This is a genomic window from Mesorhizobium sp. M0478, from assembly GCF_040321305.1.
GTDB lineage: Bacteria > Pseudomonadota > Alphaproteobacteria > Rhizobiales > Rhizobiaceae > Mesorhizobium.
On sequence record NZ_JAMYRH010000001.1, the window covers coordinates 44,642 to 71,572 of the forward strand.

Genomic DNA, 26,931 nt, shown 5'->3' on the forward strand with positions numbered 1-26,931 from the left:
CCACCACCTCAGACATTCGCACGCTCGACCATTTTGTTTGCGCAGCCGGTGACCCTATGCCAAAAGCGGCCTGCCGCCTCCGGAGACGCTCCTGCTTGAAGTCTTTTCGCGACAAACGCCGCGACAACCGTCCGCCCGCAAAAGGCAGGACCGAACATGCGCGGCCACAGCCGGAGACCGTACCAATCCGACCCGAAGCCAGACAGCAACGCCACGAAACAAAACCGGACGACCGGTCTGATCCGAAGCCCGCCCCCCGTATCCTGGCGCGTCGCGAAGGCATCCTGCCCACTGAGCGCCTGCCGGTGATCCTCGAAGTGGCGCCCAATCAGGATTATGCACTGCTCGACAGCGGTGCCGGCGAGAAGCTCGAACAATACGGCCCCTACCGCATCGTGCGGCCCGAGGGACAGGCGATCTGGCAAAAGGCCTTACCGGCCAGGGACTGGGACCGCGCCGACGCCATCTTCACCGGCGACACCGACGAGGAAGGCATCGGCCGCTGGCGGTTCCCGAAGGTACCGCTGGGCGAGACCTGGCCGATGAAGCATGACGGCATCGACTATCTCGGCCGCTTCACCTCGTTTCGCCATGTCGGCGTCTTCCCCGAGCAGGCTTCGCACTGGGACCATATGGCCAGCCTGATCGCGGCGGCCAAGCGCCCGATCAAGGTGCTGAACCTGTTCGGCTATACCGGGCTCGCGTCTCTGGTGGCCGCCCGCGCCGGCGCCGAGGTCACCCATGTCGATGCCTCCAAGAAGGCGGTCGGCTGGGCGCGCGAAAACCAGGAAATGGCCGGTCTCGGCAGCAAGCCGATCCGCTGGATCGTCGACGATGCAGTGAAATTCGCCGAGCGCGAAGAGCGCCGCGGCAGCCGCTACGACATCATCCTGTTCGACCCGCCTGCCTATGGCCGCGGACCCAAGGGCGAGGTCTGGCAGTTGTTCGAGGACCTGCCCGGCCTGACCGACCTTTGCCGCGCGATCCTGACGCCGAAACCGGTCGCCATAGTGCTGACCGCCTATTCCATCCGCGCCTCCTTCTTCGCCATCCATGCCTTGATGCGCGACACCTTTGCCGGCATGGGCGGCACCGTTGAATCAGGCGAACTGATCATCCGCGAGCAATCTGCCGGCCGGGCGCTGTCGACATCGCTGTTTTCGCGCTGGGTGGCCTGAATGCCCGGGAGTCCCGAATGAATGAGCGGCACGCAGGTGCGCCCGGGCAGGTCAAGGAAGTCACCAGCCTTGCCAATCCGCTGATCAAGGACATCAAGGCGCTCGCCCAGAAGAAATTCCGCGACCAGCACAACGCCTTCATGGCCGAAGGGCTGAAGCTGGTCATCGACGCCCTCGACCTCGGCTGGTCGATCAGGACGCTGGTTTTCGCCAAGGCCGGACGCGGCAATGCGGCGGTCGAAAAGGTGGCGGCGCGCACGGTTGCCGCCGGCGGCACCGTGCTCGAAGTGTCCGAAAAAGTGCTGGTCGCCATCACCCGCCGTGACAATCCGCAAATGGTGGTCGGCGTCTTCCGGCAAAAACTGCTGCCGCTAAGAGACATCCGCGCTCACGACGGCGACGTCTGGGTGGCGCTCGACCGGGTGCGCGATCCCGGCAATCTCGGCACCGTCATCCGCACCGTCGATGCCGTCGGCGCCAAGGGCGTCATCCTGGTCGGCGAGACTACCGATCCTTTTTCTGTCGAGACCGTGCGCGCCACCATGGGCTCGATCTTCGCCGTGCCGGTGACCAAGGCGACGCCGGAAGCATTTCTGGCTTGGCGAAACAGCTTCTCGGGCCTGGTGGTCGGCACCCATCTGAAGGGTGCGGTCGACTACCGCTCGGTCGATTTCTCCCGAGGACCGGTGCTCTTGATGATGGGCAATGAGCAGCAGGGCCTGCCCGACAATCTGGCGGAAAGCTGCGACCGGCTGCTGCGGATTCCGCAGGCCGGCCGCGCCGATTCACTCAATTTGGCGGTCGCCACCGGAATCATGCTGTTCGAGATCCGGCGCGGCGCGCTGAAACTTGCCCCCGAGGACGCCACATCGTGAAATCATGGTCTCCCTATGCGCTGCTGGTGGTGGTGGCAATCGCGCTAGACCAGTGGATAAAGCATCTGATCGAGACCGGCCTCGTCTTCCAGGAAAAGCTCGACCTGGTACCATTCCTGGCGCTGTTTCGCACCTACAATACCGGCATCGCCTTCTCGATGTTCTCGTCCTTCGGCGACACCGGCCTGGTCGTCATCGCGGTCGTGGTCGTTGCCTTCGTGCTTTATCTGGCGACGCGCACGCCCTCCGGCCATGTGCTGGCCCGCATCGGCTTTGCCCTGATCATCGGCGGCGCGATCGGCAATCTGATCGACCGCGCCGTCTACGGCCACGTCATCGACTATATATTGTTCCACACGCCGGTATGGTCCTTCGCCGTCTTCAACCTTGCCGATGCCTTCATTTCGGTCGGCGCGGCGCTGGTCGTCTTCGACGAGTTCATCGGCTGGCGGCGCGAGGCCAAGCCGCAAGGCCCAGAAGCCTGACGGCCCGACTCTTTTGACCAATTGACCTCGCCGGACGGTCGCCGCACAGTTCGGCCAGAGCCAGCCAATGCCGACCGCCAGCCTTTGCGAAGCCGAGGAGAAGAGATGCCTGAAACCTTCAAAGCCATCCTCGTTTCGCGCGACGCCGAAAAGAAGCAATCGGTCGAGATCGTCGATTTCGGCGAAGCCGATCTGATGGAAGGCGACGTAACTGTCGCGGTCGAGGCGACGACGGTCAACTACAAGGACGGGCTGGCCATCACTGGGAAAGCGCCAGTGATCCGCCGCTGGCCGCTGGTGCCGGGCATTGATTTCGCCGGAACCGTCCTCTCCTCATCGCATGCCGACTGGCGCAAGGCTGACAAGGTCATCCTCAATGGCTGGGGCGTCGGCGAGACGCATTTCGGCGCCTATGCCGGGCGCGCGCGCGTCAACGGCGACTGGCTGGTGCCGTTGCCCGACGGCATCAGCGCCCACGATGCGATGGCGGTCGGCACCGCCGGCTATACGGCCATGCTCAGCGTCATGGCGCTGGAGCGGCACGGCATCCTGCCGGATCGCGGCCCGGTGGTAGTGACGGGTGCGGCCGGCGGCGTTGGGTCGGTCGCGGTCTCGATCCTGTCCAGCCTTGGCTATCACGTCATCGCCTCGACCGGCCGCAACGCCGAAAGCCCCTATCTGATCGGCCTCGGCGCCGCCGAAGTGATTTCGCGCGAGGAACTCTCCCAGCCGGCCAAGCCGCTGGCCAAGGAGCGCTGGGCCGGCGGCATCGATGCCGTCGGCAGCCACACGCTGGCCAATGTGCTGTCGATGACCGCCTATGGCGGCGCGGTCGCCGCCTGCGGCCTGGCCGGTGGCATGGATCTGCCGTCGAGCGTCGCCCCGTTCATCCTGCGCGGCGTCTCGCTGCTCGGCATCGATTCAGTGATGGCGCCAAAGGCTGTGCGGCTGGAAGCCTGGCGCCGCATCGGCAGCGATCTTGATCTCAAGAAGCTCGCCGGCCTGTCGACGACGATCGGCTTCGACGGCATCATCACCGCCGCCCATGACATCGTCGAGGGCAAGATCAGGGGCCGCGTGGTTGTCGATATGTGAGGCTCCCGAAGCATGATCCCGAAAGGGAATCAGGTTTCGGAAAAGATCAGGCGATGCGGAAAACCGCCAAAAATGCATGACCGCTAAAATTCGAACGATCCGCCGCGCTTTTCCATAATCTCTATCTGGCAAGGAGTTCCGCATGATCGCGGAGTCCGCCAGGAAAGAGAAGAGCCGCGCCGAAAGCATCGACGGGCCGAACCCGGCGACGCCCAAGCGGCAGCATGTTGCCGCGCCGCCGCTGGCGCCGGATTTGCCGCGCCCCACGTCCGAGGGCCTGCCGTTCCTGACGGTGGTCGCCAGTGTCGTGCTGGCGGGCCTCTCCCACCTCACCGGTGCGCCGATCTTCATCACGTTCGGTCTGCTGGCGACAGGCGTTGCCGGCGTCGCCATGCACCTGCGCAACCGCCGCACCGTCCACCGCGCGACGGCCTTGCTCGACGAAACCGCCGCGCGCAGCCGCGCCGAGATCGAGACGCTGGCCGACCGCATGTGGGAGATGCAGGAGAGCGAGGAGCGTTTTCGCGGGCTGATCGATGCGCTCGGCGATCTCGTCGTCCACCGCGACCGCGACGGCCACATCGTCTATGCCAACATGGTTTTCGCCGGCCTCGTCGGAACCGATCAGCGCGACCTTGCCGGCAGGACTCTGGCCGACCTCGGCATCGATGTCGGTATCGTTCCCGACGCCGCCTTTTCGGATCACGAATGCCTGAGTTCCACCGACGTCTCCATCCGCACGCCGAACGGTCCGCGCTGGTTCTCGTGGATCGAACTGTCGGTGCGCGACAAGGATAGCGGCGCCGTCTCGCACCGGGCGATTGCCCGTGACATCACCGCCCGCAAGCGCGCCGAATCCTCGTTGATCACCGCGCGCGAGCGCGCCGAATATGCCAGCCAGGCCAAGTCGCGCTTCCTCGCCACCGTCAGCCATGAGATCCGCACGCCGATGAACGGCATCATGGGCATGGCCAAGCTACTGGCCGACACCAATCTGTCGCCCGAGCAGCGCACCTATGTCGGCGCCGTCTCGACCTCGGCCAGCGCGCTTTTGGCGCTCATCGAAGACCTGCTCGACTATTCCAAGATCGAGGCCGGCCGCTTCGACCCGGAACCGCAGCCGACATCGTTGCGTGAAATTGCCGACAACATCATCGAACTGATGGCGGCGAAAGCGTTCGCCAAGAACATCGGCCTCGGCTGTCATGTCGAGCCCGACGTGCCACAGATGATCATGGCCGATCCGGGAAGAGTCAGGCAGGTGCTGCTCAACCTGATCGGCAATGCGATCAAGTTCACCGACACCGGCGGCGTGCTGGTTTCGGTTGCACGGGCCCGCACCGAGACCAGCGACCGCATCTGCTTCACCGTCGCCGACACCGGCCCTGGCCTGCGCGAAGAGGATATGGAGCGCATCTTCGAGGAGTTCGAACAGTCCGACGGCACCTCGACCCGCACCCATGGCGGCGCCGGCCTCGGTCTGGCCATATCGAGGCGCCTGGTCGCCGCCATGGGCGGTGCCATTTCGGTGTCGAGCCGGCTTGGCGAGGGATCGGAATTCGTCTTCGAGATCCCGGCCGCAGGAGCAACCGAAGCACCGCAGAACCGGCAGAACATCCTCGCCGGCCGGCGCGCCGTGATCGTGTCGAAGAACGCCGTCGAGGCGGACGCCATCGCCCGCACCATCCGCGCCCATGGCGGCGCCGTCGACGTCGCCGCAACTGCTTCCCAGGCGACGCCCTTCGCCGAACATTGCGATGTGCTGTTGATCGACGCGGCCCTGGAGGACGGCGACGGCAGACTGCTCAAGCGCCTGCGCCAGAGTGGCTTTGCCGATTGCGAGGCGATCACGCTGATCGCGCCGACCGACCGCGGCATGCTTGGCGAATTCCGCACCAGCGGCTACGCCACCTTCTTGGCGAGGCCGGTGCGCGGCGAAACCCTGCTGCGCGTGCTGCTGGCCAGTCATGCCCCTGCCTTGCCGCCGCCCAAGCCGGAAAAGACCGGCGCGTCCTCGCTTCGTGCCCATGGCGGGCGCCAGCAAGGTTTGTCGGTGCTGATCGCCGAAGACAACGACATCAACGCCATGCTTGCCCGCGCCACGCTTTTGAAGGCGGGACATCGCGTGAAAGTGGTCGGCAATGGCAAGGCCGCGGTCGAGGCGGTGACCGAAGCCGGGCTGAAAAATCGCTTCGATGTGGTGCTGATGGATTTGCACATGCCGGTCATGGACGGGCTGGACGCGATCGCCGCCATCCGCCGCCACGAGGAGGAAATGGCTGTGCCGCCGGTTCCGATCATGGTGCTTTCGGCCGACAGCCAGGAAAAGACCCGTCACACCGTGCTCGCCCATGGCGCCAGCGGCTTTGTCACCAAGCCGCTCGATCCCGACGCGCTGGTCCATGCCGTCGAGGGCCAGGTGGCCGCCTGAATTCATGTCGCTCAAAAGTGGCCCCGGTTTTGAGAAGACGACATGCACAAAACAAAGACTTGAAGCGCGTCGCGTGAATCGTCCCAGCGCGACGCGCTTCAAGGCGACGCTGGCGCAATCCTCGCGTCACGTAGGTAGCCGAATGAGGGTTTTCGCCAGCCGACGAAGTATTGCCCGTCGCGCCGTATCACGGTACTGTCACAATCCTGTTGCACCTACACCGTATCCCCGTGCCAAGAGGGATGGCTCGAAGGAGAATCACTCGTGCATACAGTTATGCCGGAATGTGACACTCGGCCCAGCGCAGGCGGCGCTTTGCTCGCCGCGCGGAACGCCGATGCCGTCGCAACAGGCGCACCGCTGGGCCGTATCGGCAATCTCGAAGTGCGGCTTGCCCGCAATGAGGCCGAAATCGCCGCCGCCCAGGAAGTGCGCTACCGGGTGTTTTATGACGAGCTTGGCGCCAGGAAGGACCTGTTCCAGGCGCAGGACCGGCGCGACGCCGACCGCTTCGACCCGCTGTGCGACCATCTCCTCGTGCTGGACACTTCGATCTCCGGCCCCGAGCATCGCCGCATCGTCGGCACTTACCGCCTGCTGCGGCAAGAGATTGCCGCGACCGCCGGCGGCTTCTATTCCGAAGGCGAGTTCGAACTGACCAAGCTGATCGCCCGCCATCCTGGCCAGCGCTTCCTTGAGCTCGGCCGCTCCTGCGTGCTGCCGGAATACCGCTCGAAGCGCACCATCGAGGCGCTGTGGCAAGGCATCTGGGCCTACATCAACCACTATGAGATCGGCGTGATGACCGGTTGTGCCTCGTTCCCTGGCACGGTGCCGGCTGCGCATGCCGAGGCGCTCACCTACCTTGCCCATCACTGCCGGACCAACTCCGCCTGGGATGTGCGGGCGGTCTCCGGGCGCTATTGCTCGATGGACCTGATGCCGATCGAGGCGGTCAACGCCAAGGCGGCGATTGCGGCCATGCCGCCGTTGGTCAAGGGCTATCTGCGCGTCGGCGCCCGGATCGGCGACGGCTGCGTCATGGACCGTGAGTTCTCCACCGTCGATGTGTTCGTGGTGATGCCGGTCAAGGAAATCGGCGCCCGCTACGTCAACTATTATGGCGGGGAAGCGCAGCGCTTTGCGGCGTGAGGCAGTAGGCAGTAGGCAGTAGGCAGTAGGCAGTAGTGAAGGCTGCCGCGAATTGCTGACTACCGACTATTCCCTATTCCCTATTCCCTATTCCCTATTCCCTATTCCCTATTCCCTATTCCTACGGAATATCCTCCGGTCGCCGTCCCGGGCGGCTCTTGTAGGATGGAAACGTCCAACCGAATTTCAGCGCGCCGCCGCGCACCAGGAAAGCCGCGGCGAAGCCGGCGACATCCGAGGCGAGCGGCGGCAGGCCGGCGAGATCGCCAAGTGTGTAGAGGCCGGCGCCCGCGAGTGCGGCGGTGACGTAGATTTCGGGCCTGAGCAGCACCGATGGCTCGCCGGCCAGCAGATCGCGCAGGATGCCGCCGAACGTAGCGGTCAGCACGCCCATAACAACGGAGACGACCGGCGAGCCGGTGATGGCCAGCCCCTTGGCCGCGCCCATTACGGAAAAGGCCGCCAATCCGATGGCGTCGAGCCAGAGCAGCCATTTCCAGCGGGATTCGACGCGGTGGGCGATGAAGAAGACCAGCACCGCAACCGCCGCGCAAACCAAGACATAGCCGGAGTTGGCGACCCAAAAGACGGGCAGGTTGAGGATGACGTCGCGCAGTGTCCCGCCGCCAATGCCGGTGACGCTGGCCAGAAACAGGAAGCCGATAATGTCGAGCTGCTTGCGCGAAGCCGCCAACGCCCCGGTCGCGGCAAAGACGGCGACGCCGGCATAGTCGAGGAGGTCGATGGGTGTCAGGGACATGAGGTAGTAGGGATTGGGATTAGGGAAAGTATGAATAACACGAAGCCGCGCGATTGATACGCCTGCCTATTCCCTATTCCCTATTCCCTATTCCCTATTCCCTATTCCCTATTCCCTACTGCCTATTCCCTACTCACGCATCCTTCTCGGCCTGCTCGTTCACCGGCCCCGGCTCGACCGGCGCTTCGGTGGCCGCGATCTTGGGGCCGCCCTTGGCGACCCCGACCATGGCCGGCCGCAGCACGCGCTCGCCGATCGAATAGCCCGGCTGCACGACCTGGACGACGGTGTTGGCCGGCACATCGGGATTGGGCACTTCGAACATCGCCTGGTGGAAATTCGGGTCGAACTTCTCACCTTCCGGTTCGAGCTTCTTCACCCCATGCCGTTCCAGCGTCGACAGCATGGCGCGCTCGGTGATCTCGACGCCGTCGATCAGCGCCTTGAAGCCGGCATCTCCGGCCGCTTTCGCCTCGGCGGGGATAGCATCGAGTGCGCGGCGCAGATTGTCCGACACCGACAGCATGTCGCGGGCGAAATTGGCCACCGCATAGGCGCGCGCATCATGCACGTCGCGGGCGGTGCGGCGGCGCAGATTCTCCATCTCGGCCGCGACGCGCAGCGCGCGGTCCTTCAGCTCCTCGTTTTCCTTCAGCAGCCGCACCAGCGCTTCATAGTCGCCGTCAATGCCGCCTTGCGTGCGCTCGGCCTCGGCCGTTTCGATATCCTCGGGCGCGCGTTCGTCTTTTGTCTGGTCGCTCATCGCCATTTCCCGTCATTCGAATGGTTTGGATTTGCGCCCGATATCGAGGTTTGGCGGCCAAAAATCAAGGGGCAAGCCCAGGAGGACGCCCAACAGCAGGCAATGTTGCGGGCTGCCCGTCGGACTTGGTGCGGGACGCAAAGACGTTCAAAATTAATTCAAACTTTACCGTAACGGCAGCCTTTGCTTGCCAATACCCCGCTATGGGGAACCATTCAAAGCTTGGAGGAGTTTTGAAACCGACACAGGATTTGAGACAATGGACCGCAATACTGGCAACAGAAGCGAAGAGCTCGCCGCCGACATCAGGCGCCAGTTCGGCACCGAGGCGACGACGCGCTTCTTGCGCACCTTGCCGGCCTTCCGCACCGAGGCCGACATTCCCGCCCGTTTCCGGGACCTGCTCGATCGGCTGGACGGCATAGAAGCCAGCATGGCCGGCCGCCAACGCCGTCAATAGCGATGCAATCGCGCGACAATTACGCGCAGTAATTTTGCGTGAGCTTTTCCTTGCGGCAGCGGGACGCCCCGCCTATGCTTCCTGATGAACATGATTTCCCCCGAGACGGCCGCCAACAGCAAGCGCGCCTGGTTGAAGATCCTGGCGCGCTACAAGAAGCCCGACCGGCGACGCAGCACTCTTGAACTCGCCATCACCCTTATTCCTTTCGTTACGCTGTGGGCGCTGTCTTCGGCAGCCTATTCCTATGGCCACTGGTGGGGCTTGATCCTGATCCTTCCCGCCGCCGGTTTTCTGGTGCGGATCTTCATGATCCAGCACGATTGCGGCCACGGCTCCTTCTTCGCCAACCGCACTGCCGACGACTGGATCGGCCGCGCGCTCGGCGTGCTGACGCTGACCCCTTACGATTGCTGGCGGCGCGCGCACGCCACCCATCACGCCAGCGCCGGCAATCTTGACGAGCGCGGCATGGGCGATATCAGGACGTTGACGGTTGCTGAATACCGGCAGCTGTCTTGGCGGGGACGCCTTGCCTATCGTCTCTACCGCCATCCCCTGGTGATGTTCGGCCTTGGCCCGATCTGGCTGTTCATCTTCGAGCAGAGGCTGCCGGTCGGCATGATGCGCGGCGGCCTGACGCCCTGGGTGTCGTCGATGACCACCAATCTCGGCATCGCGGTCGCGGCAGCGCTGCTTATCTGGCTGGTCGGCCCCGGCGCTTTCCTGATCGTCCATTTGCCGATCGTGATCCTGGCCGGATCGGCCGGAATCTGGCTGTTCTACGTCCAGCACCAGTTCGAGGAGACGGAATGGGCGAAGGACGAAGAGTGGGAATTCCAGCGTGCCGCCCTGCACGGCTCGTCCTATTATGATTTGCCGCCGGTGCTGAACTGGTTCACCGGCAATATCGGCGTCCATCACGTGCACCATCTCTCGGCCAAGGTGCCGGGCTACCGGCTGCAGGAAGTGCTGCGCGACTATCCCGAACTGCGCGGCATCGGCCGCGTCACGCTCCTCGACAGCCTGCGCTGCGTCAAGCTTGCGTTGTGGGACGAGAACCGCCGCAAGCTGGTCTCGTTTCGCGAAGCGCGGGCCTTGGCCTAAAAGCAATTCCAGCAAAGTGTGAGGCGGTTTTCCGGGCTTTCGCTTGGGAATTCCGTAAGACAAAGAAAAAAACCGCCGCACCGAAGGCGCGGCGGCATCTCCCAAAAACCGGCTCAGGCAGCCTTGCGCTCCTCGCGCATCCAGACCTTGCAGCCCTGATCATGTCAGGCGCCTTTTCGGCGATCATGATGGACGGTGCATTGGTGTTGCCGCCGATGAGCGCCGATTCCTCCCTCGCGCCCGGCGGATATTTCCGTCCGGACAGCCAGGAGAAGGCCCGATCACAGTCTGTAAAGACAGGCGGAATTACCGTCGCGTCAGCTGTTGCGAACGCGCCGCCAGGAGTATTTCGGCCCCTTCGGCTCCGACGCTTCGGTCGGCTGATAGTAAAGGCCCAGCCCGCCTGTGCGGCCTTCTTCGAGGCGCTTCAGCAGAACCGGGTTGGAGATCTCGAACTCGTCGAAGCCGAGGCGCAGCATATGCGGCAGCTGGTCGACGAGCACCTGGCCCGTGGCGCGGACCGCGCCCTCGAAATCGTAGCGGCTGCGCAGCAATTCGCCCTTGGAAAACGAGCGGCCGTCGCTGAAGGCCGGAAAGGCCAGCGCCACCAGCGACAGCTGGTCGAGCAGATCCACGATCTTTTCCAGCTGGTCGCCCGGCAGCAATGCGACGCCCAGCCGCTCCTTGGCCGAGCGCCGCACCTCGGCATCGAGGCCGAGAAATGCCTGCAACGGCAGGATGAAGCGGCCATTGCCCGCCAGTGCATCCGCACTTTCGGCATGTGTCCACTCGTCTTCGCGAAAACCCGTCCGGGTCCAGAGGCGGGTCTCCGCTGTGGTCTGTTCAGTCATAGAAAATTCCTAAAGCCCTAAAAATCGAAAGTCCGCGAAAGCCGGTCCACACGAAACCGGCGGCCTCCGAGCGGAAGCCGCCGTTGCAGGCCAGCCTCACCTGAATATCACCATAGCTTAAAGGGATGCGTCGGTCAGCGACACTTCCAGTCCCGACAGATGGATGCCGCACTCGGTTTTGGCATGACCGGCCCAGCGGCCGCTGCGCGCATCCTCTCCCGGCTGCACCGGCTGCGTGCACGGGAAGCAGCCGATCGACAGATAGCCGTACGCAACCAGCGGATTTTCGCGCAGCGCATGCGCGCGCATGTAGTCGGCCTGGTCGGATGTCGTCCAGTGCGCCAGCGGATTGACGCGTACGCGCGGGCCGACCGCCTCGAACACCGGCAGCGCGGCTCGCGTCGCCGCCTGGAAGCGCTTCCGGCCGGTCAGCCAGGCGCGGAAGGGGGCGACGCCGCGCGCCAGCGGCTCGACCTTGCGCACGTCGCAGCAGGCATCGGTATTGCTCTGGTGCAGATTGCCGGTCGGATCGACCCGCTCGAGCGCCGCGTCTTCGGGCTTGATCACCCTGATGTTGGTCAGCCCGAAATCGGCGACCAGCGCATCGCGATAGCCCAGCGTCTCTTCGAAATGCTTGCCGGTGTCCAGGAAGATGACCGGCAGCGTGCGGTCGACCTTGGCGATCATATGCAGCAGGACGGCGGAATCCGCGCCGAAGGACGACACGGCGGCGATCTCGTCATGAAACAATTCGCTCGCCGCGCGTTCGATGATGTCGAGCGGGCTCAGATGTCCATACAGCGCGTCGAAGCCCGCCGCTTTGGCGGCGATGCTGTCGTCGACGTCGACGATGCGGTCAAGCGGCCTTGGTTTCGCCAGCATAGAGCGCCTCCTTGAACGGCGCGGGACCGACACGGCGGTAGGCGTCGATAAAACGTTCACTGGGACCGAGCCGAAGGCCGAGATAGGTGTCGACGATCTGCTCGATGGCGTCGGTGATCTCTTCCGAAGAGAAGCCGCGGCCGATGATTTCGCCAACCGAGGTGTTCTCGTCGGCCGATCCGCCAAGCGTCACCTGGTAGAGCTCGGAGCCCTTCTTCTCGACGCCGAGGATACCGATATGGCCGACATGGTGGTGGCCGCAGGCATTGATGCAGCCGGAAATCTTGAGCTTCAATTCGCCGATCTCACGCTGCCGCTCGAGCGAGGCGAAGCGAAGCGAAATCTCCTGCGCGATCGGGATCGAGCGCGCCGTCGCCAGCGCGCAATAGTCGAGGCCAGGGCACGCGATAATATCGCTGATCAGGTTGGAATTGGCCGTCGCCAGACCAATATCGACCAGCGCATCATAGACAGCCTTGAGATCGGCGCGCGCCAAATGCGGCAGGATCAGGTTCTGCTCATGGCTGACGCGCAGTTCGTCGAACGCGTATTTCTCGGCGATGTCGGCGACCGCTTCCATCTGGCTGTCGGTGGCATCGCCCGGCACCTCGCCGATGCCTTTCAGCGAGATCGTCACCGCGGCATAGTCGGGATGGCGATGCGTCACGACATTCTGGTCGAGCCAATCCGAGAAGCTTTTGGAATCGAGCCGCGCCAGCTTGATCGCCGCGTCGCCTTCCGGCCGGGCGGTCAGTGCCGGCGGCGCGAAATAGGCGTCGATGGCACGGATGTCGGCTTCCGGCAGCTTCAGCTCGGCGTCCTTCAGCTCCTGCCATTCGGCCTCGACCTGGCGGGTGATTTCCTCGACGCCGGTCTCGTGGACGAGGATCTTGATGCGCGCCTTGTACTTGTTGTCGCGGCGGCCATAGAGGTTGTACACGCGCAGGATCGCCGTGCAGTAGGACAGCAGGTCGGCTTCCGGCAGGAAGTCGCGGATCTTGCGCGCCACCATCGGCGTGCGGCCCTGGCCGCCACCGACATAGACGGCAAAGCCGAGCTCGCCGGTGGCGTCCTTCTTCAGATGCAGACCGATATCATGCGTCTGGATGGCGGCGCGGTCGCGCTCGGCCCCGGTCACCGCGATCTTGAACTTGCGCGGCAGGAACGAGAATTCCGGATGCACAGACGACCATTGCCGCAGGATCTCGGCATAGGGGCGCGGATCAGCGACCTCGTCGGCGGCGGCGCCGGCAAAATGATCGGCGGTGACGTTGCGGATGCAATTGCCGCTGGTCTGGATGGCATGCATCTCGACGCTGGCGAGATCGGCCAGGATCGCCGGAATGTCGGACAGCGCCGGCCAGTTGAACTGGATGTTCTGGCGCGTGGTGAAATGGCCGTAGCCCTTGTCGTATTTGCGCGCGATGTGGCCGAGCATGCGCAACTGGGCGCTGTTCAGCGTGCCATAGGGCACCGCGATGCGCAGCATGTAGGCGTGCAGCTGCAGGTAGACGCCGTTCATCAGCCGCAGCGGCCGGAACTGATCCTCGGTGATCTCGCCGGACAGCCGGCGTTCGACCTGGTCGCTGAACTCGGCGACGCGGGCCTGGACAAAATCGTGGTCGAACTCATCGTAGCGGTACATGTTTCGTCTTTCAGGGCGCGTCCGCCCGTATTTTGTTAAGCTGCCCGCGCAGCCTGCTTGCCCAGATCTTCCCGGATGGTCGGGCCGGCGGCGCGGATCTTTTCGCGCAAGCGTACCGGCACGACGATGCCATTGACGACTTCAGCGTCGATCAGATTGACGTCGACAACCTGATTGTTGGCGTTGGCCTTGGCGCCGATTGCTTCCAGCCTGTCCTCTGCCGCTTGGTCATGGGCAAGGTCGGCATGGTCGACCGTCTCGGCCCAACCGCCATCGGCGTACCAGACGGCGATGCCGTCGGAGAGGCGGTTTGCGGTCAGTATCTTCATGGCTCGACCTCTGCGTCGGCCGCGTTGGCGGCGCCCTCATAGTTATGTGCCGCAAGCGGCTCGGAACGTTCAAAGTTGGCGCCGGCAACCGCGTCGCCGATGATGGTCATCACAGGACCGGCCAGGTCGGCGCGCTCTTCCAGCGACGGCAAATCGGCCAGCGTGCCGTGGAAACGGCGGCGGTTCTGCAAGCTGGCATTCTCGACCACGGCAACCGCCGTGTCCGGCGACAGGCCGGCCTCGATCAGCCGTCCGGCGACTTCGGCGGCGACCGAGCGGCCCATATAGACGGCGACGGTGGCGCCGGAAATGGCGAGCTTGGCCCAATCCGGCAGCGAATTGCCCTTCAGATCATGGCCGGTGGTGAACACCATCGACGAGGAGACGCCGCGCAGCGTCAGCGGCAGCTCGAAATCGGCGGCGGCGGCAAAGGCGGCGGTGACCCCGGGAACTACATCATAGGCGATGCCGGCATCGCGCAGTGCGGCCATCTCCTCGCCGGCGCGGCCGAACACCAGCGGGTCGCCCGACTTCAGCCGCACGACGCGCTTGCCCTGCCTGCCGAGATCGACCAGCAGCGCATTGATCTCGGCCTGGCTCTTGGTGTGGCATCCCTTGCGTTTTCCGACCGGCAGCCGCTCGGCGTCGCGGCGGCCCATGGCGACGATCGCCTCCGGCACCAGCGCGTCATAGACGATGACGTCGGCTTCCATCAAAAGCCGATGCGCGCGCAGCGTCAGAAGATCCTCAGCACCTGGCCCGGCGCCAACCAACGCGATATGGCCCGAAGCCGGAGCCTTCGACAGCAACAGATCGGCGGCGGCGTCATGCGCCTGCGAAAGCTCGCCGGCTTCGACGGCGCGCGCCGGTGCACCCTGGAAAAAACTGCTCCAGAACTGGCGGCGGGCGTTGCCTTTCGGCAGCAGCTTTTCGGCGGCACCCCGGAACGAGGCGGCAAGCGCTGCCAGCGGCCCGAGCGACGGCGACAGCATGCGGTCGATGCGGCTGCGCAGCATCTGCGCCAGCACCGGACCCGCGCCTTCCGTGCCGATGGCGATGGCGACCGGGGCGCGGTTGACCAGCGCCGGGGTGAAGAAATCGCATAGCTCCGGCCGGTCGACGGCATTGACCGGAATGCCAAGGCGGCGCGCATCGTGGGCGACGCGGCGGTCGAGCGTCTCGTCGCCGCTGGCGGCAAACACCAGGACCGCGCCTTCGAGATGCGCGGCGTCGTAGGGGGCGTCGATACGGATGGCGCCGGTCGTGGCGATGAAGCTCAGCAATTCGGCGTCGGCAACATCGGCAATGATGCGAAGCACAGCGCTTGACTGATCAAGCAGCCGCGCCTTGGCCAACGCTTCGCCTCCGCCGCCGACGATGGCCACGGCTTCGCCTTCGACCCGCATGAAGACCGGGAACGCGGTGAGCTTGGGATTGGCGTGCGGCATGACGAACAGATTCCGGAACAATTCGGCAGTTTTAGGCGCGGACGCGAAAAAGCTGAAGGAACCCACTCGCGCATCCCCTGACGGGAGGCAATCGGTTTTCCGCAAGCCAAACGGCCAAGAGAAAAATATTCCACATCCGCATATCAGGCGGATTCAAGCTGCTGCCGCAGGCTTTGTTCTGCGGCTCTTTTATCCGGCAGCCGGCCAAGCTGCAAAATTATTTTTTCTAAATTCTACCAATCTAGTAGATTAAAGCCGTCACCTCGGACATTGCTCCGATAGACGATAGATCGGGCTCGATATGGCTGCGTGCGATCTCGGCGAACGAAGTGGAACGTTCCCGCTTCGCCACGCGTTCTGCCCCTGCCGTAACAGACAATCGTCGGCTGGATTTGAACCTTCAAACAGGAGCCCGCAAATGAGCAAGATCAACCTGAAACATGGCCTTCTGGTCATGGTGGCCGATGGCGAGAAAGCGCTGTTCCTGAAGAACGAGGGCGACAATCTCTATCCGAACCTGCAGCTCTTCCAGGAGATGAAACAGGACAATCCGGCAACGCGCGAACAAGGCAGCGACAGTCCCGGCCGCTACAATGACGGCCCCTCCGTGCATCGCAGCGCGGTTGAGGAAACCGACTGGCACCGGCAGGGCAAGGAACGCTTTGCCGAAGAGATCGCGGACCGGCTCTACAAGCTCGCCCATCACGGCATCTTCGACGACATCGTGCTGGTCGCGCCGCCGCTGGTGCTCGGCACCATGCGCAAGAAATTGCACAAGGAAGTCACCGACAAGGTGCAGGCGGAGATCCCAAAGACACTGACCAACCGCCCGCTGATCGACATCGAGGCCATGCTGCAGCAGGCAGCCTGACGCTATCTCATAGATCATTCGCGCGCGCAGCGTTTTCGCTGCGCGCGCCTTTCGTTTTTCGGCGCCTCTGGCCACCAATTTACGTCTCGCGGGTTGCGTCGCCCGCACCCCCTCCACCATATTGCAAAGGCGGCGGCTGCGGGCGGCGCACACCCGACATTTCCCGAAAGGCGCTCCATAGACAATGCCGCATGACACGCCCCTTATCGCCACCATCGTCGCCGGTCTGGGGCTGGCATTCATCTTCGGGGCGCTCGCCAACCGTTTTCGCATCCCGCCGCTGGTCGGCTATCTCGTCGCCGGCGTGCTGGTTGGACCGAACACGCCGGGTTTCGTCGCCGATGCCGGTCTTGCCAATGAGCTGGCCGAAATCGGCGTCATCCTGCTTATGTTCGGCGTCGGCCTGCATTTCTCGCTGAAGGATCTTCTCTCCGTCCGCGCCATCGCCGTACCCGGCGCCATCGTCCAGATCGGCTTTGCCACCGCGCTGGGCGCCGGCCTTGCCTGGATGCTCGGCTGGTCGATGGGCGCAGGCCTCGTCTTCGGCCTGGCGCTTTCCGTCGCGTCCACAGTGGTGCTGTTGCGCGCGTTGCAGGAGCGACGGCTGATCGAGACCGAGCGCGGCCGCATCGCCGTCGGCTGGCTGATCGTCGAGGACCTCGCCATGGTGCTGGCGCTGGTGCTTTTGCCGGCGTTGGCCGGCGTGCTCGGCGGCCAGCCGCAGGTCGATGACCATGCGAGCCTTTTGTCGCTGCCGGCCAGCTTCGGCATCTGGGGCGTCGTCGGCCTCACGCTGGCCAAGGTCGTCGCCTTCGTCATCGTCATGCTGGTGGTTGGCCGCCGCGTCATTCCGTGGATCCTGCATTACGTCGCCCATACCGGCTCGCGCGAACTGTTCCGGCTGGCGGTGCTGGCGATCGCGCTCGGCGTCGCCTTCGGCGCCGCCAAACTGTTCGGCGTCTCGCTGGCGCTCGGTGCCTTCTTCGCCGGCATGATCATGAGCGAATCCGAGCTCAGCCACCGCGCGGCGGAGGAATCACTGCCGCTGCGCGACGCCTTCTCGGTGCTGTTCTTCGTCTCGGTCGGCATGCTGTTCGATCCGTTCAGCCTGATGAGCAATGGCTGGCCGATCCTGGCGACGCTGGCCATCATCGTCATCGGCAAGTCGCTGGCCGCCTTCGTCATCGTCATCGCCTTCCGCTATCCGCTGGGAACCGCCTTGATGATCTCGGCCAGCCTCGCGCAGATCGGCGAATTCTCCTTCATCCTGGCCGAGCTCGGCGTCGGGCTGAAACTGTTGCCCGAACAGGGACGCGACCTGATCCTGGCAGGCGCCATCCTGTCGATCCTGGTCAATCCGCTGATGTTCCTTGCCCTCGACTGGATGAAGCCGTGGCTGGACGCGCGCGCCGCCAAGGCAGCACCACCGGAAGAGGCCAAGCCGGTCGGCCCGGCGACGCAGCCCGGACAAGTGGCCTCGGTGGCCGCCGCGGCAAAAGAGAATGGCCCACCGCCACGCACAACGCTTTCGGGCCACACCATCCTGATCGGCTACGGCCGCGTCGGCAGCCTGGTCGGTGCGGCGCTGAAACAGGCATCGCTGCCCTTCCTGGTCATCGAGGACGCCGACAAGACGCTGGCGAGGCTCAGAGACGACGGCGCCGAAATCGTCTCCGGCAACGCGGCCAATGCAGGTGTATTCGCCGCCGCGAATCCGCAGGGCGCCAGGCGATTGATCCTTGCCATACCCAACGCCTTCGAGGCCGGGCAGATCGTACTCAGGGCACGCGCCGCCAACCCCGGCATCAACGTCATCGCGCGAGCCCATTCCGATGCCGAGGTCGAGCACCTGAAGGGGCTCGGCGCCGACACCGTCATCATGGGTGAACGCGAAATCGCCCGCGGCATTGTCGAAGAAGTGCTGGGGCCAAAGCCAATGCCGCGCCCCGAAGCCATTGAACCCTCTCCGGCCTGAGGCTTGCCACAGGCGCATCGATCATCCAACGAAGGCGGAGCCGCCATTGTGCGCGACGCTGGCGAGATACTTTGCCGGCGGCTTGCCAAGCGCCTTCTTGAACATGGTGATGAAGGCGGTGACGGAGCCGTAACCGAGATCGCCCGAAACCTGCTGGACACTCGCACCCGAGGCCAGCTCCCTTATGGCGACGATCAGATGCAATTGCTGGCGCCAGCGGCCGAAGCTCAGGCCGGTCTGCTTCACCACAAGACGGGCGAGACTGCTTTCTGAGAGCGCGACGCGACTGGCCCACTCTGCAAGCGTGCTGCGGTCGGCAGGGTCTTGCGCCAACGCATCGGCGATCCGCCGCAAGCGCGGCTCGGCGGAGATCGGCAGATGCAGCTGCTGGACCGGCATGCGCGGCAGTTCCGAAAGCAGGATCGTGGTCAAGAGCCCGTCCCTCGCCTCATCCTCCTCCACGCGATCGGCCAGCTCGATGATCAGTTCGCGCAACAATGGCGAGATCGACAGCGTGCAGCACCGGTCCGGCAGATCGGCGGCTCCCGGCTCGATATAGACGAAGAAGATCCGCGCATTGGCCGTCGCGATGTTGCTGTGTTCCATACTGCCGGGAATCCACACACCGCAATGCGGCGGCACCATCCACAGACCGCTGGGCACGCGGCAGGTGACGCCACCGCCGAGCGCGAAGACGAGCTGGCCCTTCCGATGCCAATGGGCAGCCACTTCCGCTTTGGTTTCGGTAACGTCGACGCGCACGGCAATCGCAGGTGCCTGCACATCATCGACATCGAAATTGACCCAGGGGTAGCGGAGCGGCTGTCTCATGATTGATGGCTTTTAGCAACTATTCGCCGTGATAGCTAAATTCTTTGATGCGGGGAGTCGATAGACTCTGGTTCGTGGCTGGCATGTCACAAACCGGCAGGAAGGCTTCCCATGCGCGCGCTTGTCATCTCTCCCGAGAGCATCACCCGGATCAGTCTCGCCGAGGTCGAGGACCCTCGGCCCCTCCCCAACGAAGCGCTTGTCTGCGTCCACGCAACCTCGTTGAACCGCGGTGAATTGCGCCTGCTCACCATACGCCCGGAAGGCTGGATACCTGGCCAGGACGTGGTTGGAGTGATCAAGCGGGCGGCAGCCGATGGCTCCGGGCCTGCCGTCGGCGCCCGGGTTGTGGCTTTGGTCGACGAGGCCGGCTGGGCCGAACAGGTCGCCGTTCCGACCGACCGCCTCGCCGTCATCCCGGACGAGGTCAGCTTCGTTTCCGCCGCCACGCTTCCCGTGGCGGGCACGACGGCCCTAAGGGTCTTGCGCCATGGCGGCGACCTCGCGGGACAGCAGGTCCTGATCACCGGCGCGAGCGGTGCGGTCGGCCGTTTCCAGATCCAGCTCGCCCGCGAGCAAGGCGCCGCGGTGACTGCAATCGCCGCCGCCCGGCACGCCGAGGATCTCCGCGGTCTTGGTGCTCACGAGGTCGTCGAGTCGATCGAACTGGCCGAAGGGCCATTCTCTCTGATCACCGAGTCGGTCGGCGGCCAAAGCCTCGCCCATGCCATCGAACGCGTCGCCCCCCGCGGCACCATCGTCATGTTCGGTTCGAGCAGCGGCGAACTCACGCCGGTTGGCTTCAGACAATTCGTTCCGGGCCATGAGGGAGCGGGGCTTCAGACTTTCGCCTACTACACATCCGGTCCAGCCATTGGCGCGGACATCGCCTCGCTGCTCGCTCTGGTCGCGGCCGGCCAGCTGGAAACCCGCGTGTCCATGACCGTGCCGTGGACAGACATCGCCCAGGCCCTGGACGCCTTGCGGCAGCGCAGCTTCAGCGGCAAGGCTGTTCTCACCATCGCCGAATGAGCAGTCTGTCAGCGCTCAGACGTGCTGGCCGCCATTGATGTGGATTTCCGAGCCCGTCACATAGGACGCCTGCTGCGAGCACAGGAAGAAGATGATGTCGGCGACTTCCGAGGTGGCGCCAAGGCGCCTGAGTGGGATCGTCTCCACGATCTTGTCGGTGCCCGGCGACAGGATCGCGGTGTCGATCTCGCCCGGCGCAATCGCATTGACGCGGATGCCGTGCGGGCCGAAATCATGCGCCATCTCGCGCGTCAGCGAGCCGAGCGCCGCCTTCGAGGTCGCATAGGCGGTGCCGGCGAAAGGATGCACGCGCGTGCCGGCGATCGAGGTGACGTTGACGATCGAGCCTTTCGCTGCAGCAAGCTCCTTGAAGAGGCCACGCGCCAGCATGATCGGCGCGAAGAAATTCACCTGGAACACATCGCGCCAGACATGCATCGGCGTGTCGATCGAATCCATCCGGCTGTTGCCGTCCTTGAGCTTTGGCGAGATGCCGGCATTGTTGACCAGAGCGTGCAACTGGCCGCCATGCGCCTCGAGCCGGTGACGGATCTCCGAGACGGCGATGCCGACATCTTCCTGGTCGGCGAGATCGACCTTGATGTGATCTTCCGGACCGGCCGGCCACGGACAATCCTCGGCAAAGGCCTGGCGCGAACAGGTGATGACGCGCCAACCCTCACGCGAAAAGCGCTTGACCGTAGCATGTCCGATGCCGCGGCTGGCTCCGGTCAGCACGATGGTTTTTCTGGTGTCGGTCTCAGCCATGTCTGTCACTCCGGCCGGAGATGTAGCCGAATGCCGCGGAGGTGGCGAGAGGCCGAATTGTCACCGCAGCTCTCATATGAGGAACGGATTGCCAGCTCGCCATTGGTTTGAAGCCAGAATGACGAGCCGCTCAGCCGCCGCCGAGAATATCCAGGATTGAGGTTTTCCGCTTCTTGGCCGGGCCGCCGACGCTGCCCGGCGGTACCGGGTGCTTGATCGAGGCCGTGGTGCCGCCGTCGCCCGGCATGTTGAAACCGTCGGCATCGACCGTTTCGGCCGGACGGCGGACCGGTGCTTGTGCCGGTGCAGCAGCAGGTGCCGGCGCGGCAGCAGGCTCCGAACGGCTGACGGCCACGGCAGGCAACGGCGCCGCCTGATTGTTATCGACTGACGGAATATCGTCGGGCACGATGGTATCTGGAGGCGTCGATTTCCAGGTCCCGGGCAGCGGCCTGACCGGCACGCCTTCATGCGCCGCCACCATGAATTCGTGCCAGGCCTGTGCCGGCAACGCGCCACCGGTGACCTTCTTCATCGGCGTGCCGTCATCATTGCCGAACCATACGCCGGTGGTGAGGTTTGCGGTGTAACCGACGAACCAGGCGTCGCGCGAATTCTGGCTGGTTCCGGTCTTGCCGGCAGACGGCCAGGCGAAGGCCGCCTTCTTCGCCGTGCCGATCTCGACCGTGCCAGTCATCATCGAGTTCATCATGCCGACAATGTTCTGCTTGACGACGCGCGGCGCGCTGCCGCCATTGTCGTCATAGAGCACCTTGCCTTCGGTCGTGGTGATGCGGCGGATGAAATGGATGTCAGGCTTGTAGCCGCCATTGGCGAACGGCACATAGGCCGATGTCAGCTCCAGCGGCGTCACTTCCGAAGTGCCGAGCGCGATCGAGGTGTTGGCGATCAGATCGGACTGGATGCCCATGCGGTGCGCCGCCTCGACCACCGCGTCGGGGCCGACCTCCATGGTCAGCTGTGCCGCGACAGAATTCAGCGATTTCGCCAGCGCGGTCGCCAGCGTCACCTTGCCGAAATACTTGCCGCCGTAATTGTCCGGTGTCCACTTGCCGATCTTGATCGGTGCGTCGTTGCGCACGCTGTCGGGCGTGCGACCAGCTTCCAGCGCGGCCATATAGACGAACGGCTTGAACGCCGAGCCCGGTTGACGGCGTGCTTCGGAGGCGCGGTCGAACTGGCTCGTCGAATAGTCGTAGCCGCCGACCATGGCGCGCACGGCGCCGGAATTGTCGATCGAGACCAGCGCGCCTTGGCTGACATTGAGCTTCTTGCCGCTCTCGTCGATCAGCCGGCGGATCGACTCTTCGGCGAGCTTCTGCAGGTTGAGGTCGACGGTGGTGTCGACGACGATGTCGCTGCGCACGTCGCCGATCAAATCGGGCAGCTCTTCCATGATGGTGTCGGCGACGTAGTTTTCCGAACCGGTCCAGTAGGATGGCGCGCGCGTTGCCGGCGCGCTCATCGCCGAGGCCAGTTCCTTAGCGCTGATCTTGCCTTCGTCGCGCATGGCGGCGAGCACCAGCTGCGAACGCTCCTCCGCCGCCTTCGGATCCCGCGCCGGCGACAGTCGCGACGGCGCCTTCAAGAGGCCGGCGAGAAGGGCCGCCTCCGACAGAGTGACATCGCGCGCGCTCTTGCCGAAATAGCGGCGCGAGGCCGCCTCGACGCCATAGGCGCCGGAGCCGAAATAGACCCGGTTGAGGTACATTTCGAGGATCTGGTCCTTGGTATGCTTGTGCTCCAGCCACAGCGCCAGCAGCACTTCCTGCACCTTGCGCTCCAGCGTGCGGTCGGGCTTCAGGAACAGGTTCTTGGCCAGTTGCTGGGTCAGCGTCGAGCCGCCCTGCGAGAAACGCCGGCCCAGAACATTGGTCACCATGGCGCGTGACAGGCCGATCGGGTCGATGCCGAAATGCGAATAGAAGCGGCGGTCCTCGATGGCGATGACGGCTTCCGGAATGTAGGGCGACATTTCGTGCAGGCCGACCGCCTCGCCGCCGCTCATGCCGCGGTTGGCAAGCAGTTGCCCGTCGACCGAGACGATCTTGATGTTGGGCGCACGGTCGGGGATCGACCAGGTGGTCGCCGCCGGCATCTTGGCGCCGTAATAGACGACGATGCCGGCCACGGCGATGCCGCCCCAGATGCAGAGCACGAAGCACCAGTAGAACATCCGGGCCATCACGCCGAAAAGGCCGCGCCGGGCTTTGCCTCGCTTGCCGCGTGACGATGATTTTGCCTTGGAGGTTTTGCGCGCCGAAGATGATTTGCGATTGGCCGGCACGACCCGATCCTCCTCGTTCACCGAAAAACCGGCCGCGGATTTCGCCTTTGGCGATCCCTCGAAGCTGGGTTCGATGCGACTGTCTCTGCGGTTCGCCATGCGTTGCGCTGTCTTCCCGGTATCAATGGCGCTCGGGTTGGAGGGTAGATGCGGCGGTTTAAGGGCGCGTTAAAGCAGGGTTTATGCACCCTTCTGAAATTCCTTAAGAATTTCTAAAATCCGCTGCCGCCAACTGGGTCCGAAAGGCGCATCCTCGCGGCCTGTCTGCCGCAAAAGGCAGAGGCCCTGGCTACCCCGAATATTTCAATTCTGCTGGATCGAAATGCCCTTGTCGTCGATCTTCAGTTCGACGCCCTTGGGCTTGGTCTGTTCGTGATAGACATATGCACCGAGCGCGATGACCACGACAACGAGCGCGCCGACAAGGAGATAGAGAGTGTTCTGTTTCACGGCGCGCTCCTTTGGCAGCAATTCCAGGAAAGCACAGGCTTTCTCCTGAGGAATTGCGTTGAATGAAACTTAGAGCGTCAAGCTCGCTTCAGAACCTTGACCAGCACCAGCAGGATGACGGCGCCGATCGTGGCGTTGATGATGGCAGCCAGAATGCCGCCGCCGATAGCGAAGCCGAGCCTTGGAAATAGCCAGCCGGCGATCAGGGCGCCGATAATGCCGACGATGATGTTGCCGATGAGGCCGAAGCCGAAGCCCGAGACGATGAGGCCGGCGAGCCAGCCGGCAATGGCGCCGATTATGATGAAGATGAGAAGGCTTTCGATGCCCATGACGCGTTCCTCCAGGAAGAGAGGCTACGGAGCGGAAGGCCCCGAATCGGCCTCGATATCAACCACTTCAGGCTATGCGAAAGCAGTTGCACCCGCCAGCGGCGCTCATTGATCGTCGTCATCGTCGCTGGAGACTGGCCGCCAGCTGGTCGGGTCGACCTTTTTCTGGGTATCGCTGTCGGTGTAGACCCACCAGGCGCCGTCGCGATATTGCCCGACGGATTCGCTGACGACGCCGGCGCCGTCCTTCCACAGAACAGTGACCTTGGACCCATCCGTCGGGGCGGACGCTATCGGTTTGCGGTCTGCCACGTCATCCCCCTCATTGAGTCGACAGAAACGCCACGACGCGCGTCTGGTTCCAAGGCTGCCGGAAGCGTTATCCGAAGGCCATCAGCTGTGGGCAAAAATATCCTCTTCGTCCCAACCCATCAAATCGAGCTTGGCACGCGTCGGCAGGAAGCGGAAGCAGGCGTCGGCTTCCTTGGTGCGCCCGTCCCGCGCCAGGCGTCCAGCCAGCACCTCGCGCAGACGGTGCAGATAGAGAACGTCGGAAGCGGCATATTCGAGCTGTTCGGGCGACAGGGTCTCGGCCGCCCAGTCCGACGATTGCTGCGCCTTCGACAGGCCGACGCCAAGCAGTTCGAAGCAGATGTCCTTCAGCCCGTGCCGGTCGGTATAGGTGCGGGTCAGCCGCGAGGCGATCTTGGTGCAGAACACCGGCTCCGGCATGACGCCGAAGGCGTTGTAGAGCACGGCGAGGTCGAAACGGCCGTAGTGGAACAGTTTCGATATGCCGCGGTTGCGGAGCAGGCTGACGAGGTTCGGCGCTTTCTTCTGGCCGGGCGCGATCTGGATCACGTCGGCCGAGCCATCGCCGGGCGAGATCTGCACCACGCACAGCCGGTCGCGGTGCGGGTTCAACCCCAGCGTCTCGGTATCGATGGCCACCGCGTCGACATTGTAGTGGGCGAGGTCGGGCAGATCGTTCTTGTGGAAGCGGATGTCGGGCATGGTTTTCTCCGGATCGCGGCGTAACTCGTCCTCGCCGCGATCCGCTGAAAAATCAACAAGAAAACTTCCCAGCCTCCTCAGCGCGTCAGCGCATCGAGAATGCGCGCCCAGGAGCGCTGGCCCTTGTGGAAGGAGGTCAGCTCGTATTTCTCGTTGGGCGAGTGGATGCGGTCGTCGTCGAGGCCGAACCCGACCAGCAGCGATTCCATGCCGAGATAGGTCTGGAAGTCGCCGACCACCGGTATCGAGCCGCCGCTGCCCGTCGTCACCGCTGGCTTCGGCCATTCATCCGACAGCGCAGTCTTGGCCTTGGCCAGGAATGGCGAGTCGTAGGAAAGCTGAATTGCCGGCCCGCCGCCATGCGGGTGGAATTCGACCGAACAGTCCCCGGGAATGCGCGCCTTGACGAATTTCCGGAAAGCGGCGCGGATCTTCTCGGGGTCCTGCTTGTGGACGAGGCGGAAGGAGATTTTGGACGACGCTTCCGCCGCGATCACCGTCTTGAACCCCTTGCCGGTATAGCCGCCGATGATGCCGTTGAACTCGGCCGTCGGCCGCGCCCAGGTCAGTTCCATCACCGAGCGGCCTTTTTCGCCCGACGGGATCGAGAGGCCGATCGGTCCGAGGAAGGTTTCGGCGGTCTCGCCCAGAGTTTCCCATGATTTCAGGATCTGCGACGGCGTTTCCTCGACCCCGTCATAGAAGCCGGGAATGGTGATGTGGCCGTTCTCGTCATGGATGTCGGCGAGGATTTTCGCCAGGATGCGGATCGGGTTGGCGGCGGCGCCGCCATAGAGGCCCGAATGCAGGTCGCGATCGGCAGCCTTGACCGTGACCTCCTCGCCGACCATTCCGCGCAGCGAAACGCAGATCGACGGCGTTTCGCGGTCCCACATGCCGGTGTCGCAGACCAGAGCGAAATCGGCCTTGAGCTCATCGGCATTGGCCTCGAGGAACGGCTTGAGCGACGGCGAACCGGACTCCTCCTCGCCCTCGAACAGGATGGTGATGCGGCAGGGCAGATTGCCATGCACCTGCTTCCAGGCGCGGCAGGCCTCGACGAAGGTCATCAGCTGCCCCTTGTCGTCGGCCGAGCCACGGCCGGTGATTACCTTGTGACCGGGCTCGATCTCCTTGACCGCCGGCGCAAACGGGTCGTTCTCCCAAAGCTCGATCGGATCGACCGGCTGCACGTCGTAATGGCCGTAAAACAGCACATGCGGCGAACCGGCGGGGCCTTCATGCTGCGCAACCACCATCGGGTGTCCCGGCGTGTCGCGCATCGAAGCGTCGAAGCCGATCAGCTTGAGGTCCGCCACCAGCCATTCGGCGGCCTTGCGGCAGTCGGCAGCATAGTCGGAATCGGTCGAGATCGACTTGATGCGGAGCAGGCCGAACAGGCGCTCCAGGCTCTGGTCGAGATTTTTGTCGAGACGGTCGAGGACGGGGGTGATTGTGGACATGTCTTGCGGGCCTTTCTTTTCGGTGGCCGAACCGTAAAGGCAGCGCATCAAAACGAAAAGCCCGCGATCGTTGGACCACGGACCGTAAACACTTGTCAGAAGGCAAAAAAGAACCGCCGTGGTGGAGGGGAACCACGGCGGTCTTTTACTCGAAACGATGCGGCAGCCCGGAGAGGGGGGATAGGCTGCCGCAATTGTCCGGGATAGGCGGGGGACGGGCCTTGCTCCGGACTCGGCGAAAACTGCCGATGACCTTTATTTGTGTCTCGGATCGTGGCGTTTCAAGGGCACAAAAATTACACTTTTGTAACATAGCCGTGAGCGCCGAGGCAAACAGCAGCAGGACCTATCGGCAGGCAGGCTCTGTCAGCATGTCGCCGCAACACCTGTTGGAAGCCCGCCTTTGCCATGGACCGCGCCGTCCTG

The 26,931-nt window shown here is 64.0% G+C and carries 27 protein-coding genes; 12 read left to right on the forward strand and 15 right to left on the reverse strand.

What is annotated here, in order from left to right; genetic code table 11:
- Positions 1 to 95: 95 nt before the first annotated feature.
- From NKI64_RS00250 to olsB, 6 genes are all read left to right on the forward strand, one after another.
- Entirely contained in the window at positions 96 to 1,178 is a 1,083-nt protein-coding gene (locus tag NKI64_RS00250) for an RsmD family RNA methyltransferase (RefSeq protein ID WP_023820569.1), read from the forward strand.
- A 17-nt stretch (positions 1,179 to 1,195) separates the two neighbouring features.
- Positions 1,196 to 2,053: a TrmH family RNA methyltransferase gene (locus tag NKI64_RS00255; RefSeq protein ID WP_352510275.1), complete on the forward strand. Its 858-nt coding sequence runs from the start codon at positions 1,196 to 1,198 to the stop codon at positions 2,051 to 2,053.
- Positions 2,050 to 2,538 carry a signal peptidase II gene (gene lspA, locus NKI64_RS00260; RefSeq protein WP_023669760.1) on the forward strand — a complete coding sequence of 163 codons (489 nt, stop codon included), beginning with the start codon at positions 2,050 to 2,052 and terminating at the stop codon, positions 2,536 to 2,538. Before NKI64_RS00255 ends, lspA begins: the two co-directional genes overlap by 4 nt.
- A gap of 105 nt (positions 2,539 to 2,643) precedes the next feature.
- A complete protein-coding gene (gene acuI / locus NKI64_RS00265; protein WP_352666128.1) occupies positions 2,644 to 3,633 on the forward strand; it encodes an acrylyl-CoA reductase (NADPH) in 990 nt (329 codons plus the stop codon).
- A 142-nt stretch (positions 3,634 to 3,775) separates the two neighbouring features.
- Positions 3,776 to 6,064 (forward strand): response regulator, encoded by a 2,289-nt coding sequence (locus NKI64_RS00270; protein ID WP_352666130.1) that lies wholly within the window; start codon positions 3,776 to 3,778, stop codon positions 6,062 to 6,064.
- Between the two features lie 276 nt (positions 6,065 to 6,340).
- Entirely contained in the window at positions 6,341 to 7,216 is an 876-nt protein-coding gene (gene olsB / locus NKI64_RS00275; protein ID WP_502901363.1) for a l-ornithine N(alpha)-acyltransferase, read from the forward strand.
- A gap of 121 nt (positions 7,217 to 7,337) precedes the next feature.
- Here the strand turns inward: olsB and NKI64_RS00280 are convergent, their stop codons facing one another.
- Positions 7,338 to 7,970 (reverse strand): trimeric intracellular cation channel family protein, encoded by a 633-nt coding sequence (locus NKI64_RS00280; RefSeq protein WP_352518516.1) that lies wholly within the window; start codon positions 7,968 to 7,970, stop codon positions 7,338 to 7,340.
- 139 nt (positions 7,971 to 8,109) lie between these two features.
- On the reverse strand, positions 8,110 to 8,739 hold the full coding sequence (gene grpE / locus NKI64_RS00285; protein WP_023691975.1) for a nucleotide exchange factor GrpE: 630 nt from the start codon (positions 8,737 to 8,739) through the stop codon (positions 8,110 to 8,112).
- A gap of 259 nt (positions 8,740 to 8,998) precedes the next feature.
- Between grpE and NKI64_RS00290 the strand changes: the two genes are divergently transcribed.
- Together NKI64_RS00290 and NKI64_RS00295 are read left to right on the forward strand one after the other, a co-directional pair.
- Positions 8,999 to 9,199, forward strand: a complete 201-nt coding sequence (locus NKI64_RS00290; protein WP_023750092.1) for a hypothetical protein — start codon at positions 8,999 to 9,001, stop codon at positions 9,197 to 9,199.
- Positions 9,200 to 9,283: 84 nt separating this feature from the next.
- The gene (locus tag NKI64_RS00295) at positions 9,284 to 10,306 is read left to right on the forward strand and encodes a fatty acid desaturase (protein WP_023669767.1); all 1,023 of its coding nucleotides are present in this window, start codon (positions 9,284 to 9,286) and stop codon (positions 10,304 to 10,306) included.
- A 317-nt stretch (positions 10,307 to 10,623) separates the two neighbouring features.
- Here the strand turns inward: NKI64_RS00295 and NKI64_RS00300 are convergent, their stop codons facing one another.
- From NKI64_RS00300 to cysG, 5 genes are all read right to left on the reverse strand, one after another.
- The gene (locus NKI64_RS00300) at positions 10,624 to 11,157 is read right to left on the reverse strand and encodes a DUF934 domain-containing protein (protein WP_023669768.1); all 534 of its coding nucleotides are present in this window, start codon (positions 11,155 to 11,157) and stop codon (positions 10,624 to 10,626) included.
- A gap of 117 nt (positions 11,158 to 11,274) precedes the next feature.
- Positions 11,275 to 12,039 (reverse strand): phosphoadenylyl-sulfate reductase, encoded by a 765-nt coding sequence (locus tag NKI64_RS00305; protein ID WP_023698193.1) that lies wholly within the window; start codon positions 12,037 to 12,039, stop codon positions 11,275 to 11,277.
- Positions 12,014 to 13,684, reverse strand: coding sequence for a nitrite/sulfite reductase (locus NKI64_RS00310; RefSeq protein WP_352666136.1), 1,671 nt, complete (start codon positions 13,682 to 13,684; stop codon positions 12,014 to 12,016). Before NKI64_RS00310 ends, NKI64_RS00305 begins: the two co-directional genes overlap by 26 nt.
- Positions 13,685 to 13,719: 35 nt before the next feature.
- A complete protein-coding gene (locus tag NKI64_RS00315) occupies positions 13,720 to 14,013 on the reverse strand; it encodes a DUF2849 domain-containing protein (RefSeq protein ID WP_023691980.1) in 294 nt (97 codons plus the stop codon).
- A complete protein-coding gene (gene cysG, locus NKI64_RS00320; protein WP_023713439.1) occupies positions 14,010 to 15,461 on the reverse strand; it encodes a siroheme synthase CysG in 1,452 nt (483 codons plus the stop codon). Before cysG ends, NKI64_RS00315 begins: the two co-directional genes overlap by 4 nt.
- Here cysG and NKI64_RS00325 point away from each other — a divergent pair.
- From NKI64_RS00325 to NKI64_RS00335, 3 genes are all read left to right on the forward strand, one after another.
- Complete coding sequence (locus NKI64_RS00325; RefSeq protein WP_352666138.1) at positions 15,460 to 15,714, forward strand: hypothetical protein; 255 nt, start codon at positions 15,460 to 15,462, stop codon at positions 15,712 to 15,714. The genes cysG and NKI64_RS00325 overlap by 2 nt on opposite strands.
- A 165-nt stretch (positions 15,715 to 15,879) precedes the next feature.
- The gene (locus NKI64_RS00330; protein ID WP_023700117.1) at positions 15,880 to 16,332 is read left to right on the forward strand and encodes a baeRF12 domain-containing protein; all 453 of its coding nucleotides are present in this window, start codon (positions 15,880 to 15,882) and stop codon (positions 16,330 to 16,332) included.
- A gap of 184 nt (positions 16,333 to 16,516) precedes the next feature.
- Positions 16,517 to 18,307: a cation:proton antiporter domain-containing protein gene (locus NKI64_RS00335; protein ID WP_352666140.1), complete on the forward strand. Its 1,791-nt coding sequence runs from the start codon at positions 16,517 to 16,519 to the stop codon at positions 18,305 to 18,307.
- Between the two features lie 21 nt (positions 18,308 to 18,328).
- Here the strand turns inward: NKI64_RS00335 and NKI64_RS00340 are convergent, their stop codons facing one another.
- Positions 18,329 to 19,138, reverse strand: coding sequence for an AraC family transcriptional regulator (locus NKI64_RS00340; protein WP_023704216.1), 810 nt, complete (start codon positions 19,136 to 19,138; stop codon positions 18,329 to 18,331).
- 111 nt (positions 19,139 to 19,249) lie between these two features.
- Here NKI64_RS00340 and NKI64_RS00345 point away from each other — a divergent pair, with 111 nt between their 5' ends.
- The gene (locus NKI64_RS00345; RefSeq protein ID WP_023704217.1) at positions 19,250 to 20,170 is read left to right on the forward strand and encodes a zinc-binding dehydrogenase; all 921 of its coding nucleotides are present in this window, start codon (positions 19,250 to 19,252) and stop codon (positions 20,168 to 20,170) included.
- A gap of 15 nt (positions 20,171 to 20,185) precedes the next feature.
- Here the strand turns inward: NKI64_RS00345 and NKI64_RS00350 are convergent, their stop codons facing one another.
- The 7 genes from NKI64_RS00350 to NKI64_RS00380 all read right to left on the reverse strand — a co-directional run bounded on the left by NKI64_RS00350 (position 20,186) and on the right by NKI64_RS00380 (position 26,505).
- Complete coding sequence (locus NKI64_RS00350; RefSeq protein ID WP_023669777.1) at positions 20,186 to 20,938, reverse strand: SDR family NAD(P)-dependent oxidoreductase; 753 nt, start codon at positions 20,936 to 20,938, stop codon at positions 20,186 to 20,188.
- A 130-nt stretch (positions 20,939 to 21,068) separates the two neighbouring features.
- A complete protein-coding gene (locus NKI64_RS00355) occupies positions 21,069 to 23,345 on the reverse strand; it encodes a transglycosylase domain-containing protein (protein WP_023704218.1) in 2,277 nt (758 codons plus the stop codon).
- A gap of 204 nt (positions 23,346 to 23,549) precedes the next feature.
- Complete coding sequence (locus NKI64_RS00360; RefSeq protein ID WP_023686592.1) at positions 23,550 to 23,696, reverse strand: hypothetical protein; 147 nt, start codon at positions 23,694 to 23,696, stop codon at positions 23,550 to 23,552.
- Between the two features lie 77 nt (positions 23,697 to 23,773).
- Positions 23,774 to 24,028: a GlsB/YeaQ/YmgE family stress response membrane protein gene (locus NKI64_RS00365; RefSeq protein WP_023704219.1), complete on the reverse strand. Its 255-nt coding sequence runs from the start codon at positions 24,026 to 24,028 to the stop codon at positions 23,774 to 23,776.
- Positions 24,029 to 24,133: 105 nt separating this feature from the next.
- Positions 24,134 to 24,340 carry a hypothetical protein gene (locus NKI64_RS00370; RefSeq protein ID WP_023704220.1) on the reverse strand — a complete coding sequence of 69 codons (207 nt, stop codon included), beginning with the start codon at positions 24,338 to 24,340 and terminating at the stop codon, positions 24,134 to 24,136.
- A gap of 81 nt (positions 24,341 to 24,421) precedes the next feature.
- The gene (locus NKI64_RS00375; protein WP_023698188.1) at positions 24,422 to 25,042 is read right to left on the reverse strand and encodes a ribonuclease D; all 621 of its coding nucleotides are present in this window, start codon (positions 25,040 to 25,042) and stop codon (positions 24,422 to 24,424) included.
- Between the two features lie 77 nt (positions 25,043 to 25,119).
- Positions 25,120 to 26,505, reverse strand: coding sequence for a M20/M25/M40 family metallo-hydrolase (locus tag NKI64_RS00380; protein WP_352666144.1), 1,386 nt, complete (start codon positions 26,503 to 26,505; stop codon positions 25,120 to 25,122).
- Between the last annotated feature and the right edge of the window lie 426 nt (positions 26,506 to 26,931).